The 13,210-nt window shown below is 71.9% G+C and carries 11 protein-coding genes; 3 read left to right on the plus strand and 8 right to left on the minus strand.

What is annotated here, in order from left to right; translation table 11 throughout:
- Positions 1-4 precede the first annotated feature (4 nt).
- Together GWK61_RS30285 and GWK61_RS30290 are read right to left on the minus strand one after the other, a co-directional pair.
- The gene (locus tag GWK61_RS30285) at positions 5-487 is read right to left on the minus strand and encodes a DUF4279 domain-containing protein (RefSeq protein WP_194914502.1); all 483 of its coding nucleotides are present in this window, start codon (positions 485-487) and stop codon (positions 5-7) included.
- Positions 488-577: 90 nt separating this feature from the next.
- A complete protein-coding gene (locus GWK61_RS30290; RefSeq protein ID WP_194914508.1) occupies positions 578-1,789 on the minus strand; it encodes an MFS transporter in 1,212 nt (403 codons plus the stop codon).
- A gap of 149 nt (positions 1,790-1,938) precedes the next feature.
- Between GWK61_RS30290 and GWK61_RS30295 the strand changes: the two genes are divergently transcribed.
- Complete coding sequence (locus GWK61_RS30295) at positions 1,939-2,787, plus strand: SAM-dependent methyltransferase (RefSeq protein WP_194914518.1); 849 nt, start codon at positions 1,939-1,941, stop codon at positions 2,785-2,787.
- 127 nt (positions 2,788-2,914) lie between these two features.
- Here GWK61_RS30295 and GWK61_RS30300 read toward each other — a convergent pair whose 3' ends face one another.
- From GWK61_RS30300 to GWK61_RS30320, 5 genes are read right to left on the minus strand one after another with little or no spacing between them, the layout of a single operon-like run.
- Complete coding sequence (locus GWK61_RS30300) at positions 2,915-4,036, minus strand: acyl-CoA dehydrogenase family protein (protein WP_194914520.1); 1,122 nt, start codon at positions 4,034-4,036, stop codon at positions 2,915-2,917.
- 28 nt (positions 4,037-4,064) lie between these two features.
- Positions 4,065-4,541 carry a hotdog family protein gene (locus GWK61_RS30305; protein WP_194914522.1) on the minus strand — a complete coding sequence of 159 codons (477 nt, stop codon included), beginning with the start codon at positions 4,539-4,541 and terminating at the stop codon, positions 4,065-4,067.
- On the minus strand, positions 4,538-5,107 hold the full coding sequence (locus GWK61_RS30310; protein ID WP_194914523.1) for an FAS1-like dehydratase domain-containing protein: 570 nt from the start codon (positions 5,105-5,107) through the stop codon (positions 4,538-4,540). Before GWK61_RS30310 ends, GWK61_RS30305 begins: the two co-directional genes overlap by 4 nt.
- Positions 5,104-6,321: a CaiB/BaiF CoA transferase family protein gene (locus GWK61_RS30315; protein WP_194914525.1), complete on the minus strand. Its 1,218-nt coding sequence runs from the start codon at positions 6,319-6,321 to the stop codon at positions 5,104-5,106. Before GWK61_RS30315 ends, GWK61_RS30310 begins: the two co-directional genes overlap by 4 nt.
- 1 nt (position 6,322) lies before the next feature.
- Positions 6,323-7,525 (minus strand): acyl-CoA dehydrogenase family protein, encoded by a 1,203-nt coding sequence (locus GWK61_RS30320; protein WP_194914534.1) that lies wholly within the window; start codon positions 7,523-7,525, stop codon positions 6,323-6,325.
- A gap of 69 nt (positions 7,526-7,594) precedes the next feature.
- Here GWK61_RS30320 and GWK61_RS30325 point away from each other — a divergent pair, with 69 nt between their 5' ends.
- On the plus strand, positions 7,595-11,017 hold the full coding sequence (locus GWK61_RS30325) for an AfsR/SARP family transcriptional regulator (protein ID WP_194914544.1): 3,423 nt from the start codon (positions 7,595-7,597) through the stop codon (positions 11,015-11,017).
- On the opposite strand, the gene GWK61_RS30330 is transcribed toward GWK61_RS30325, so the two are convergent.
- On the minus strand, positions 11,014-12,003 hold the full coding sequence (locus GWK61_RS30330; RefSeq protein WP_194914555.1) for an aldo/keto reductase: 990 nt from the start codon (positions 12,001-12,003) through the stop codon (positions 11,014-11,016). The two genes, GWK61_RS30325 and GWK61_RS30330, sit on opposite strands and share 4 nt — an antisense overlap.
- Positions 12,004-12,062: 59 nt before the next feature.
- On the opposite strand from GWK61_RS30330, the gene GWK61_RS30335 reads away from it, so the two are divergent.
- Positions 12,063-12,458: a MerR family transcriptional regulator gene (locus GWK61_RS30335; RefSeq protein ID WP_194914557.1), complete on the plus strand. Its 396-nt coding sequence runs from the start codon at positions 12,063-12,065 to the stop codon at positions 12,456-12,458.
- Positions 12,459-13,210 lie beyond the last annotated feature (752 nt).

The raw sequence follows: 13,210 nt of genomic DNA on the forward strand, positions 1-13,210 counted from the left end.
GCGGTCAGTCGTCGTCCGCGCCCTCGGCGCAGTCGTACTCGTCGACGTCGAGCACCGCGCGGGTGGCGTGCAGGAAGTCCAGCACGTCGCGGTCCAGGTGCCAGCCCAGCAGGTTGTGGCCGTCGATCAGCTCGGGCGGCGTGCAGGCGAGGCGGTCCTGTCCTTCGTCGTCGTTGAACATGCGCACGATTTCCAGGACCGCGCCGGAACGGTCGTCTTCAGCGCTGAGCTGCCGCGCCAATGCGGCGATCGCGTCAACGTGAGGCGCGAGCCGCTCCATGATGTGCTCGATTTGCTGGTTCACGCTCATGGCCGGCTCGCGGCACACGATCTTCCAGTAGTGCAGAGCGGGACGGGGTCGCGGCTCGCCCCAGCGACTTCCCCGCACTGATATTTCGTCCGGCTCGATGCCCAGGACCGCGGCCATCTCAGCTGCCGAGGTGACCGGGCTGGACAGCCCGAAATAGGCGTACTGGCTGATGAGCATGCCGGAAGGATAGGAGTCGCAGCCGTCTGCGGCTCGGCAATATCGCAGCGGCCGATGCGATGGCCGCGCCCGCCGCGCCCGCCGCGCTGGTCACCCCTCCGTAGCCAGCGCCTCAGCCTCCGCGGCCCGAGGCCCCGTCACCCCGTGCACGGCCTCCGGCGCGTTCCGCCCCAGCAGGCCGCCGCCGAGCGCGACCATCCCCGCCAGCACCGCGACCGCGCAGAACGCCACGCGCAGTGAGGTCAGGTCGGCGATGCCGCCGATCATGCCGGGGGCGGCCAGGCCGGCGCCGTAGGCGATGGTCGCCACGCCCGCGACGCCGAGGGTGGGGTTGGGGCCGGCGTGGCCGGCGGCGGCGAAGGCCAGGGGGACCACCACCGAGACGCCGATGCCGATCAGCATGAAGCCGATGACGGCCGGGACCGGGCTTTGCGCCGCGACCACCAGCACGCCGCCGAGTGCGCCGAGGATGCCGCAGGCCCGCACCGTCGTGGCCGCGCCGAGGCGGCCGACCACCGCGTCGCCGGACAGGCGGCCGGCGGCCATGGTGAAGGCGAACATGCCGGTGGTGAACGCCGCCTCGGCCTCGTCGCCGTGCAGGGTGCGGTGCATGTAGACCGAGGACCAGTCCTGCGCCGCGACCTCGGCGTAGATGCCGCAGAAGCCGACCAGGCCGATCAGCAGGATCACGCCGCGCGGCAGCACGAACAGCGGCACGTCCTCCGTCGTCTCCTCGGCCAGGCCCACGTCGGCGGCGGTGGTGTGGAAGCCGTGCGTTCCCCACGTCACCGCCACCGCGATCACCACCGCCGCGACCGCGAAGTGCACGCGGGCGTCGACGTGCTGGTGCGCGGCCAGGGAGCCGGCCAGTGCGGCGATCAGGACGCCGATGCTCCAAAGGCCGTGCAGCCCGGACATGATCGAGCGGCCCATGCGCTTCTCGACCAGGATGCCCTGCGCGTTCATCGCCATGTCGGAGGTGCCGGCCACGGACCCCAACGCGGCCGAGCACGCCGCCAGGGCCGGCAGGTTCGGCATCCACGAGGCCGTCACCAGGACCGCGGCCATCGCGCAGATCAGCGCCCACGCCGTCGCCGCGGTGCCGAAGCGCGCCACCGCACGGCCGGCGAACGGCATGGTGGTCATGGCCCCGATCGAGCTCATGAGCAGCGCGACACCGAGTTTCCCCGCGGACAGCTGCAGGTGGTCGGACAGCCACGGCAGGCGCGAGGCGAATGTTCCGCCCACGGAGCCGTGGGCGGCGAAAACCACCGCGACGGAGCGTCGTTCCTTGTCCCACATGTGCCGTCTCCGCCCCTGGCCTGGTCCACCCCTTACGGCTGGGGATCTTATCCTCACATTAAGCGGCGTGGACCTGAGTAAAGTTTTGGCTAAGCTGAACACTTCGAGCGCTGACAACCAACCTTGGGCACGGCCCGCCAGGAGGGTGCATGGCCGAACACGAAGGACTGGGCCCGCTGCCGCCGATTTTCGACGTCCCGAACCCGCGGCCCCCGGCCCCGCTCGACACCGACACCCCGCACGTCGCGCGGGTCTACGACTTCCTGCTCGGCGGCAAGGACCACTTCCGGGCCGACCGCACCGCCGCCGAACTCCTGCTGCGCGCCAACCCGTACTTACGCGACACCTGCCGCGAGCAGCGCGACTTCCTGCGGCGCGCGGTCCGGTACCTGGCCGGCGCCGGCGTGCGCCAGTTCGTCGACATCGGCACCGGACTGCCCTCGACGTTACCGACGCACAAGATCGCGCGCTCCGTGGAGCCCGCCGCCCGGGTCGCGTACGTCGACAACGACCCGATCGTGCTGGCCCACGCGCGGGTCCTGCTCACCGACGGCGGTCCGGGGACCGCATTCGTCGAGGGGGACCTGCGCGAACCCGAGGCGCTGCTGCACGACCCGACGTTGAACGAGCTGATCGATCTCCACCAGCCGGTGGCCATGGTGGTCACCGGCTTGCTGCATTTCCTGCCGGACCATGAACAGCCTGCCAAGCACCTGCGCACGCTGATGGACGCCTGCGTCCCGGGCAGCTTCCTGGTGCTCACGCACGGCGCGACGGACCTCGCGGTCGAGCTGTCGCGCGCCACGGCCGCGGCATTCCGGCAGAACGCGATCCCGTGCCAGGCCCGGGACCGGGACGAGGTGCTGGAGCTGATGGTGGATCTGGAGCCGGTCGAGCCGGGGCTGGTGCCGATGGCGGCGTGGCGGCCCGAGGGGCCGGTGACGAAGGCGATGCGGGAGCGGCAGATCGCTTATGGGGCGGTGGCTCGGAAGGGGTAGGAGACGGGACACAGGTACGGCCGCGCGAGGCTGAGTCTCGCGAGGTTGGTTGTCGCGAGGTTGGTTGTCGCGAGGTTGGTTGTCGTGAGGCAGGATTTCGTGATGCAGGATTTCGTGAGGCGAGGCCTCAGACCGCGTCCAGCACCTGCACCGCGACCAGCTCCTCCAGGTACCGCGCGTCCCACCAAGCCATCTGCCACTGCTTGGCCCGCCGGAAGTACAGCTGCGTGTCGAACTCGACCGTGAACCCGTTGCCGCCGAAGACCTGCTGCGCGGTCGCCGTCACGTCCCGGAACGTGTCCCCGGCGAACAGCTTCGCCATCGGCGCCAGCTTCGCCGTGGAACGTCCCGCGTCCCGCGCCCACGCCGCCTCCCACACCAGCGTCTCGGCACCGTCGACCACCGTCACCGCGTCGGACAGGTAGTGCGCGATCGCCTGGAACGCACCGAGCGGCTTGTCGAACTGGTGCCGGGTCAGCGCGTAGTCGACGGTGAACTCCAGCGTCCGGCGGGCCGCGCCGGAGGCCTGGGCCGCGGCCAGCACGATCGCGTCGTGCATGACCGCGTCCCACACCGGCCAGCCGCCGCGGACGACGGAGTCCTGGGGGACGAACACGTCCTCGAAGTCGATCCGGAACTGCGTGTCGGAGGCGATGGTGAGCTGCTGCGTCAGGCTGACGCCCTCGGCCGCCGGGTCCACCAGCAGGAACACCACCTCGCCGTCGGCTTCGTCCCGCGCCAGCACGAGCACTCGCTCCGCGCTGCGCGCGTAGGGGACGTGGCGCTTGACGCCGGTCAGCCGGTAGCCGCCGCCTTCCGCCGCGACCGCCTTCGCCCGCACGCCCTTGGGCCCGCAACCGCGATCCGGCTCCAGCCACGCCACGGTGAACACCCCGGTCCCGGAGGCGATCCGCGGCAGCCAGCGTTCCTGCTGCTCATCGCCACCGGCCGTGGCCAGCACCCGGCCGGCCAGCACCGTGCTGGCGAAGTGCGGCGAGGGCACCAGCGCACGTCCGAGCTCCGCGTAGACCAACGCCGCGTCCAGCAGCGTCATCTCCGTGCCGCCGTGCTCCTCCGGCAGCCGCATCCCGTGCAGACCGAGCTGCCCGGCCTGCTTCCAGAAGTCCTCCGGGTACCGTTCGGGATCGTTCTCCAGGTCGCGCACGGTCGCCGTCGGCACGTGCCTGGCGCACAGGTCCCGCACCGTGTCCCGCAACAGGATCTGCTCGTCGCTGAAGTCGAGGTCCATCGTCAGGGCCTTCTCTCTGGCTAGCTCGTCAGGGACGCCAGCGCTCGCCGCGCCGCGCCCACGGGTTGTCGTCGGAGTCCACCGGCACGGCGATGCGTGCGGAGCAGCCGGTTTTGGAGGCGTCGCCGACCGTCAGGTCGAGTTCCACCTCGACCCAGCCGCAGCCGACGTCGTCGACGGCCACGCCGGTGACGGTGCCGCCGATCGCCATGGTGTCGCCGGGGAAGACGGAGTCCTTCATCCGGAAGCGCATGCGGCCGGGGCGGCCGTGCGGGCCGGTCCAATCGGTGAGGTAGCGTTCGAACCAGGCGGCCTGGTTCGGGGTGTTGAGGAAGATGTCGCGGACGCCGTTGCGGTCCACGGCGAAGGCGTGGTCGTGGTGCATCGGGCGCCAGTCGCGGGTGGCCAGGGCGCCGAGGACGACAGTGGTCGCGGAGACGGCGTAGGTCAGGGTCGGCAGCGCGTCCCCGACGGCGATCGCGTCCAGCGTGAGCAGCGGTTTCATGCGCTCTGCCCCTCCCGGTCGTCTGTCCGATCGCCGTCCCGGTCGGCTTCCCGGTTGTAGCCGAACCCGGTGTACGACTCGACCCCGCACAGCTCGCCGCGCACGTTGCGGTACTCGACGTCGATGGTCCAGAACCGGCCGCGGCCGAGCTTGGTGGTCTTCACCGGGCTCACCGAGCGCAGGCGCTGGCAGGTGGTGAGGATGTCCCCGGGGCGTACCGGCTCGTGGAAGACCGTGGTGAACTCCGCGATGATCGCCTCGGGGAGGTTCAGGCGCTTCTTGAGGTCGAAGTGGATCTGGAGCGGCAGCTTGGGTTCGTCCCGGCCGGGGGACCAGTGGTGCGGACGGAACCACGTCGAGAGCATCGACGGCGGCGCGATGGGCCCGCCGGTGACTTCGGCGGCCACGGTGTCGTCCCAGTACAGCGGGTTGCCGTTCTCGACCGAGGCGCAGGAGGTCCAGATGTAGCCGCGCTCCACCGGGAAGTCGGCGGTCTCCTCGTGTGCCGTCTGGTCGATGAGGGCTGTGACGTCGGCGGGGAGGTCGTCGGGATGGTTGTCGGTCATGCCACGGTGCCTTCCGCCAGCAGTTCCTTGATCTCGGCTTCGGTGAATCCGGCTTCCAGGAGCAGTTGTGTGCTGTGGGTGCCGGCGGGGAGCTGATAGGAGAGTTCGGAACGAACCATTCCGGCCAGTAGTGGTGCGGTCTGGCGGAGTTCGCCGTGCTCGGGGTGGACGGCCGCCACGAACGCGTCGCGGGAGCGGTATTGCGGGTCCTCGGTCAGCTCGGCGACGGTGAGGACCGGTGCGACGCAGGTGTCTGATCCGGACAGGATCGCGACCCACGAGTCTCGGTCTCTGCCCGCTAACGCGGCGGCGATGTCCTCGCGGACTTGCTCTTGTACCGCGTCATCGGTCTGATGCGCGGCCCACTTCTCCAGCCCGAGCAGGCGGCAGAAGTTCGCCCAGAACTTCGGCTCGATCGCGGCGACGGCGAGCCAGCGGCCGTCGCCGGTCTGGTAGGTGCCGTAGCAGGCGTAGCGGCCGGAGGTCATCGAGTGCTGATAGCCGGGTTCGCTGCCGGTGGCCAGGTACTCGTCGACCGCGAGGGACATCAGGGACAGGACGCCGTCGGCGACGGAGACGTCCAGGTACGCGCCCTCGCCCTTCACGAGCGCGGCGAGGATGGCGATCACCGCGTGCATGCCACCGCCGGCACTGTCGGCGAGCGTGGCGCCGGGCAGGGCCGGGTTGCCGCGCGCGCCGGGCTCGCCGACGGCCAGGTAGCCGCCGACCGCGAGGTAGTCCAGGTCGTGCCCGGCCCACTGGGAGCTCGGCCCGGACTGGCCGAAGCCGGTGGTCGAGCAGTAGACGATCTTCGGGTTGCGGGCCCGCACCGCTTCGAACCCGACGCCCAGCCGATCGGTGACACCGGGCCGGAACGACTCGATGACGACATCGGCGCGCTCGGCCATACGCAGGAAGGTCTCTCGGCCGTGGTCGGCCTTCAGGTCCAGCAGGATGCGCCGCATGCCGCGATGGCCGCTGTAAGCGTGGAAGACCGGAGTGATCTGGACCGAACCGCGCGCAGGCACCGCGCCGACGTTGACGACCTCGGCCCCGTAGTCCGCCAGCCACCGCCCGGCGCGCGCCGCCGGACCCACGCTCGCGAGATTCAGGACCCGGACACCCGCCAGCAGATGCCCGGACGCGCCGCCGCTCGGGCTCGCGCCGCCACCCGTGCGCGCACCCGCGCCGCCCTTCGCGCTGCGTTCGCCCATCTCAGAAGTTCTTCGGCAGGCCCAGGCGCCGCCGCGCGATGATGTTCTTCTGCACCTCCGACGTCCCGCCCCCGATCGTGTCGAGCACCGTGTACCGGTACGTCGACTCCGCTCGGCCGGCCATCGGCGCCTCCTCGGTGCCGACGCGCAGCTGCGATCCGGGTGCGGCCAGGTCCATCGCGGCGTCGGCGACCCGTTGCGAGAGTTCTGTCGCGTAGAGCTTGTACTCGCTGGCCTCGGTGGTCGGCGGCGGGCCCGGTTTCGTCGAGGCGGCGACCACCCGCAGGCCCAGCAGGCGTGCCACCTCCGCCTCGGTCGCCAGGCGGGCGATGCGGCGGCGGGTGACCGGGTCCTCGCGGACCGGTTCGTCGTCGACTTCGGCGGTCCGGGCCCAGTCGACCAGGAGCTGGAAGCGCGCCGCGATGGGGGAGTAGGTGAACATCGTGAAGCGTTCCAGGTCCAGCGCCTCGGAGATGTACTGGAAGCCCTTGTTCAGCTCGCCGACGCGGTGGTCGTCGGGGACGAAGACGTCGTCGAAGAACACCGAGTTGGTGCGCTCGTCGCCCATCGTCCAGATGCCCTGGACGGTGATGCCGGGGTGGTCCAGCGGGACCAGGAACAGGGTGATGCCGAAGTGTTTCGGCGCGTCGGGGTCGGTGCGGGCGCCGACCCAGTACCACTCGGCGAAGTGCGCGGAGGTGGTCCAGGTCTTCTGGCCGTTCAGGATCCAGCCCTCGACGCCGTCGCGGGTGGCGCGCTCGGCCTTCAGCTTCATCGACGCCGCGTCCGAGCCGGAGTCCGGTTCGCTGTAGCCGACCGCGAACTCGACCTCGTTGCGCAGGATCTTCGGCAGGAACTCCTGGCGCAGCGCCGGCGAGCCGTGCGCCAGGATGGTCTTGCCGATGATGCCCACGCCCTTGCCGATCTGCGGGGCCCCGCGCCGGGCCAGCGCCTCGTTCAGCAGGTACTCGTACACCCCGTCGCCCTCGGCACCGCCCCACTCCTTGGGCCAGGTGATGCCCAGCCAGCCGCGCTCGCTCATCTTCTTCATGAACGCGCGGCGCGCCGGGGTGTCGACGATCTGCGCCATGTTCTCGCGGGTGACGTCGAAGACGCTGGTGTCCCCGGGGACCTGTTCGGTGTCGAGGAAGGTTTCGACGTCGGCGGCGAAGGCCCGCTGCTCGGGCGTGAAGTCGAAGTCCATAGTGCGGTGAACATATATCTGACGGCGTGTCAGATCAATACTCGCCGACCGCGCGCGTATCCTGCCCGGGTGGCAGACAGCGCGTGGCGGTTCAGCGTCCTCGGCCCGGTGCGCGGCTGGGGCCCGCACGGCGAGCTGGACCTCGGCTCGCCCCAGCAGCGCGAGCTGCTGGCCCTGCTGGTGCTGCGCCCCGGCCGCGCCGCCATGGCCGAGGAGCTGATCGACGCGCTGTGGGGCGGCGACGCCCCGAAGGGCGCGCTGAGCACCATCCGGACCTACGCTTCGCGGCTGCGGCGCGCGCTCGGCGGGGGCGCCGAGGGCGTCGGCGGCACGGGCAGCACAGGCGGCACCGGCGGCACCGGCGGCGTCGAGGCCTCCGTGGCTACGGCGGGTCCGATCAGCTCGGTGGCCGGCGGCTACGCCCTGACCGTCGACCCCTCGGCGGTGGACGCCCTGGCCTTCGAGGCCGGCCAGACCGTCGCGGCCGGCCTCCGGGCCGACGGCGACCTGATCGGCGCGGCCCGCCGCCTGCACGAGGCGCTGGAGCTGTGGCAGGGCGAGCCGCTGGCCGGTCTGACGGGACCGTTCGCGGTGGCGCAGCGTGCGCAGTGGACGGAGCGCCGGCTCGGTGCGCTGGAGGTCAGGATCGCGCTGGACCTGGAGGTCGGGCGCTACGGCGCGGTCACGGCGGAGCTCGCGGCGCTTTCGGCGGAGTTCCCGCTCCGAGAACGTTTCCGCGAACTCCAGATGCTGGCGCTGTCCCGCAGCGGCCGCAAAGCCGAGGCACTGGCCGTCTACGACCAGACGCGGCGCACGCTGGCCGAGGAGCTCGGCGTCGATCCCGGACCGGATCTGCGGGCGCTCTATCGCCAGGTGACGGCGGGGTCCGCGGACACCGACACCGTGAACGGCTCCGGACGCACGGCGCGCGACTGGGCCGCCGTGGCCGGCGGGGCGTTCGGACTGCCGCGGGTGCGGTCGGCGCCCAGGCCCGACGACGCCGGTACCGCCGGTACTGTCGCTGCCGCCGGTACCGGCGCCGCCGATCAGCGCACCGCGAACTCGACCGGAACACGTGCCGAGGCGACGCGTCCCGGAGCTTCGATGCATGCGGTCGAATCGGCGGCCGCCTTGGCCTGCGCCGGGCACACCGGTCCGGCGCAGCTCCCGGCCGACGTCGCCGACTTCACCGGCCGCGTCGACTGGTCGCGCCAGCTGCTGGAGCTGATCCAGCCGGGCGACGCGATGCCGCTGGCGGTGCTCTCCGGCATCGGCGGCGCGGGCAAGTCCACGCTCGCCGTCCACACCGCGCACCTGGCGGCGTGCAGGTTCCCCGACGGCCAGCTGTTCGCGGCGCTGCGCGGGACGGATCACGAGCCGTCCGATCCCGGCAGCGTGCTCGGCGGGTTTCTCAGGGCCCTGGGAGCTGATCCGGAAACCGTGCCGGACACGCTGAAGGAGCGTTCCGAGCTGTTCCGGAGCACGCTGGCCGGACGCAGGGTACTGATCGTGCTCGACGACGTGCGCGACGCCGAGCAGATCCGTCCGCTGCTGCCCGGCACCCCCGGGTGCGCGGTGCTGGCGACGAGCCGGTCCCGGCTGACCGGCGTCCCCGGCGCGCGCCTGCTGGAACTCGGCGCGTTCCACCCCGACGAGGCGCTGGCGCTGTTCAGCGCGGTGGCCGGGGAGGACCGGGTCGTCGGCCACGAGGCGGCGGTGCGCAAGGCCGTCGCGGTGTGCGGCCATCTGCCGCTCGCGGTCCGGATCCTGGCCTCGCGCCTGGCCGCCCGGCCGCACTGGACCGCCGAGACGCTGGCCGCGCGGCTGTGCGACGAGGCCCGGCGACTGGACGAGCTGCGGGCCGGGGACCTGGCCGTGGAGGCGACGTTCCGGCTCGGGTACGAGCAGCTGCGGCCGGACCAGGCGCACGCCTTCCGGTTGCTGGCCGTGCCGGACGGTCCGGACATCGGCGTCGAGGCGGTCGCGGCGCTGCTGTGCTGCTCGGAGCTGGTCGCCGAGGACCTCGCCGAGGGACTGGTCGACCTGTGCCTGGTCGAGTCGCCGAGCCCGGGGCGGTACCGGCTGCACGCGCTGTTGCGGATGTTCGCCCGACGGTTGGGGGCGGACGTCGACGGCCCCGATGCGCACCGCGCAGCACTGGATCGCTTAATCCGTTATTACCTCGGGGTTTCCGCTGCCGCGGCCAAGGCGGTGAATCCGTGTGCTGCGAACCTGGAGGGGCTGATATCGGCGCCCGCGGTCGCCGGCGCGCCGACCGGTTCGGCGGACTGCGCGGCGTGGGGGGAGCGGGAGCGGGAGGCGGCGTGCGCGGCGGCCACTCAGGCGCTGCTGAGCCGGCACGGCCGGGCGGCGCGGGCCGCCGGTGTCGGGGATGTTGATCAGAGGACTGATCCTGTCGGCGCGGGCGCGGGCTTCGTCGAGCCCGTCGACGTGGTCGACGCCTGCGCTGATCTCCTGTACTGGCAAGGGATTCTGTGCCAGTCCGGCCTCGGCGACCAGGACCTGGCGCGCCTGGCGGCCGTCGTCATCGACGAGGCCGACCGGGAGGGGAACCGGCGCGCGGAAGCCGTCGCACGGTTCGAACTCGCACACTCGCTGTCGCAGTCCTGGTACCTGGCCGAGGCGGACGTGCAGGCCGCGGCCGCCGTCGCCGTGGCACGGGACCTGCCCGAGCCCGGGTACCTGCTGGAGGCGCTGTCGGTGCTGTCCGCGAACCACTGGCGTGCCGGGCGCGACGAGGAGTCCATGCGGGCCGCCGCCGAGGCGCTGCACTTGCTGGAGCAGGCCGGCGCCGGCTGGGAGCAGCTGTCGGAGGCGCAGTTGAACCTCTCGCAGAGCCTGTGCCGCGTGCAGCGGCCCGGGGAGGCGCGGGAGCTGGCGGAGCGGGGGTTGGCGCTGCGGCGGGCCCACGGGGACGCCAGAGGGCTGGCCGACGGCCTGCACTCCACCGGGATGGTGCTGCGGGAGGCGGGCTTTCCCGATCGGGCCGCGGCCTGTCTTCGCGAGGCGCTGGACATCCACCGCGGCATCGGGCAGCACCGTCGGCTCGGCTGGTCGTACCTGCGGCTCGCCGAGGCGCTGGCGGATCAGGGCGTGGATCACGAGGCACTGGAGGCGGCAGGGCAGGCGGTCGAGACGCTGACCGAGGTCGGCGACCGGCCGGGGCGGGGGCTGGCGTTGGCGCTGGTCGGCCGGATCCGCGAGCGGCTCGGGGATCCGGCGGGGGCGCGGGCGGCTTGGCAGGATGCTTATTCGGGGTTCGAGGGGACGTCTTCGCCGGTGACGGTCGAGCTGCGCAAGCTGCTGGGGCTTGATGTCGCGCCGGGTGGTGCGGTTGGCGGTGCTGTCGGCGGGGCGGCTGATGACTTGGTCGGCGGCGCGGCCGGTCCCGAGGCACCGGCCGCGCGTCCTGCCGAGCAGTGGCCCCAATGGATGCCGCGGCATCCCGTGCCTCCGCGCGATCGGGGTTAGGCGGCCGTCTCGACAATCGCCTCGGTCGCGGCCTCCGCCAGCGCCGTGACCACGTCGTGCGGCACGTCCAGCGCCCCGAGCGCGTCGTCGAGCTGGGCCACCGAGCTCACCCCGACGACCGGCACGATCGCCGGGTCGCCGCGCAGCAGCCACGCCAGCGCCAGCTGCGTGCGCGTCACCCCGGCCTCGTCGGCGATGCGCCACAGGGTCCTGAGACGCGTCGCGTTCTCCGGGCTCTGATACTGCGGGGGCAGCGGCCGGTCTGGCCGGACCAGCGCGCCCTCCAGCAGCGTCGCGTACGCCATCATCGACACCTCGCCGTCCCGGACCATGGCCAGCAGCTCATCGTCCGCGGTCTCCTGCGGCGAGGAGAAGCCCGCGCCGGGCAGGGCCCGCAGGTAGGCGTGCCGCTGCTGGACCGCCGTGTAGCCGGGGACACCCAGCGCCTCGGCCGCGGCCCGGGCGCGCTTCACGCGGGACGTCGGGTGGTTCGAGACCCCGGCGACCGCCACCTTGCCCTCCGCGATCAGCTCCGCGAAGGCGCCGACCGTCTCGGGGAGCGTCACGGAGATGTCCTCGATGTGGGAGAACAGTACCTCGACGTGGTCGGTCCCGAGCCGTGCCAGGCTGCCCTCCGCCGCCGCCCGCACCACCGGCGCCGACAAGCCCTCGGCGTTGCGCGGCCAGGGCGCCCCGAACGCCGGATCCGGCTGCGCCCCGAGCTTGGTCGAGATCACCATCTCCTCGCGGCACCCGCGCGAGGCCAGCCAGCGCCCCAGCAGCTCCTCGCTCTCGTGGCCCGTGGCGCCGTCGACCCAGAAGGCGTAGCAGTCGGCGGTGTCCAGGAAGGTGCCCCCGGCCTCCCGGAAGCGGTCGAGGATGGCGACGGACGTCGCCTCATCGGTGGTCGTGCCGAACATCATCACACCCAGCGCGAGGGTGCTCACCTGCGGCCCGCGCGGACCGCCGAAGGTCGTGTACTCCATGCCGGCCATCCTGGAATCTGGAGCGCGCTCCAGGTCAAGCCCTCTTACGATGGAGCGCTATGACCACCGAGAACTACTCCCCGGCCCAGACGGTCGAGATATCCGGCTTCACCCTCGACACACTCCGCTACTACGAACGCATCGGCCTGATCGAACCCGTCCGCCGCGCCGCCGGCGGCCACCGCCGCTACACCGACGACGACATCGGCTGGCTGGACATGCTCCGCTGCCTCCGCGGCACCGGCATGCCCATCGCCCAAATGCAGACCTTCGCCGAACTAGTACGCGACGGCGACACCACAGTCGCCGAGCGCCTAGCGCTGCTCGAGGAGCACGACGCGAACGTCGAGGCGGAAATGGCGCGGCTGATAGAGCTGCGCCGGAAGGTGCAGGAGAAGATCGCCTACTACCGTGGCGCTCTGGCCGAGATGCCGGTGGAGTGCGTGCGGGATTAGGGCGGCGGGCCGGCGGTAGTCATGAGCGGCGGCGCGGCCAGGCTGCCAGTTCTGGCGAGGACCGGTGCCTTCGCGGCTGCGGGTGGCGACGGGGCACGCGTGGCCGACCATGTCGTGAGGGGGTCCGAAGGACCATGTGGGGGTTTGGTTCTGGGTCCCTCGCCGCGTCAGCGGGCGCAGCCAACCTGCCCGGTTTGGCGGTGTCAAGCCGGACGGAGCCGGACCACAGCAAGTGTGATGCGGCTTGATTCCGCCAGACCGGGCTGGTTCCGTTTACGGCGATGACGCGGCGAGGGACCCAGAACCCGGCGACCACAAGCAACACCGCCACCGACCAACGCAGCGCAGGCAACAGCGGATAGAAAGCCGAACAGTCGCGGACCGCCGCCATTAAGCCCGACGCGCGGGTCGCCCCCTCGTCGAGGAGGCCCGCCAGAGGCCTCAAGGCACCCACCAAACGCGGCCGGCAGCCGCCAGACCAAACGCATGCGCAGTGACTCGGACCAGTGCGCGGTCGTGGACGCGAAAACCGCCAGCCGCCAACGCACCATGCACAGACGTGGACCAGTGCGCGGTCGTGTTCGCGAATACCGCCGGTCGCCAGCGCAACCCGCGAGGCGCAGCCGAACTGCGTCCCCTGCGAGGCCATCCAACCATTAGCGAAGCCGTAAAAATCGCCTGTAAACCACACCCCAACCGCGACCCGGCAGCCCACCGGACCCCAGGACAGAAGCCCCGCCCTGTCTCTTATA

It is taken from the genome of Catenulispora rubra (assembly GCF_015356825.1).
Classification (GTDB): domain Bacteria; phylum Actinomycetota; class Actinomycetes; order Streptomycetales; family Catenulisporaceae; genus Catenulispora; species Catenulispora rubra.

Bases quoted from the DNA above. Each gene is read 5' to 3' on its own strand.
- GWK61_RS30315 (WP_194914525.1), bottom strand. From the start codon at position 6,321: ATGGGCGAACGCAGCGCGAAGGGCGGCGCGGGTGCGCGCACGGGTGGC.
- GWK61_RS30285 (WP_194914502.1), bottom strand. From the start codon at position 487: ATGCTCATCAGCCAGTACGCCTATTTCGGGCTGTCCAGCCCGGTCACC.
- GWK61_RS30320 (WP_194914534.1), bottom strand. From the start codon at position 7,525: ATGGACTTCGACTTCACGCCCGAGCAGCGGGCCTTCGCCGCCGACGTC.
- GWK61_RS30300 (WP_194914520.1), bottom strand. From the start codon at position 4,036: ATGGACCTCGACTTCAGCGACGAGCAGATCCTGTTGCGGGACACGGTG.
- GWK61_RS30335 (WP_194914557.1), top strand. From the start codon at position 12,063: ATGACCACCGAGAACTACTCCCCGGCCCAGACGGTCGAGATATCCGGC.
- GWK61_RS30295 (WP_194914518.1), top strand. From the start codon at position 1,939: ATGGCCGAACACGAAGGACTGGGCCCGCTGCCGCCGATTTTCGACGTC.
- GWK61_RS30305 (WP_194914522.1), bottom strand. From the start codon at position 4,541: ATGAAACCGCTGCTCACGCTGGACGCGATCGCCGTCGGGGACGCGCTG.
- GWK61_RS30330 (WP_194914555.1), bottom strand. From the start codon at position 12,003: ATGGAGTACACGACCTTCGGCGGTCCGCGCGGGCCGCAGGTGAGCACC.
- GWK61_RS30310 (WP_194914523.1), bottom strand. From the start codon at position 5,107: ATGACCGACAACCATCCCGACGACCTCCCCGCCGACGTCACAGCCCTC.
- GWK61_RS30290 (WP_194914508.1), bottom strand. From the start codon at position 1,789: ATGTGGGACAAGGAACGACGCTCCGTCGCGGTGGTTTTCGCCGCCCAC.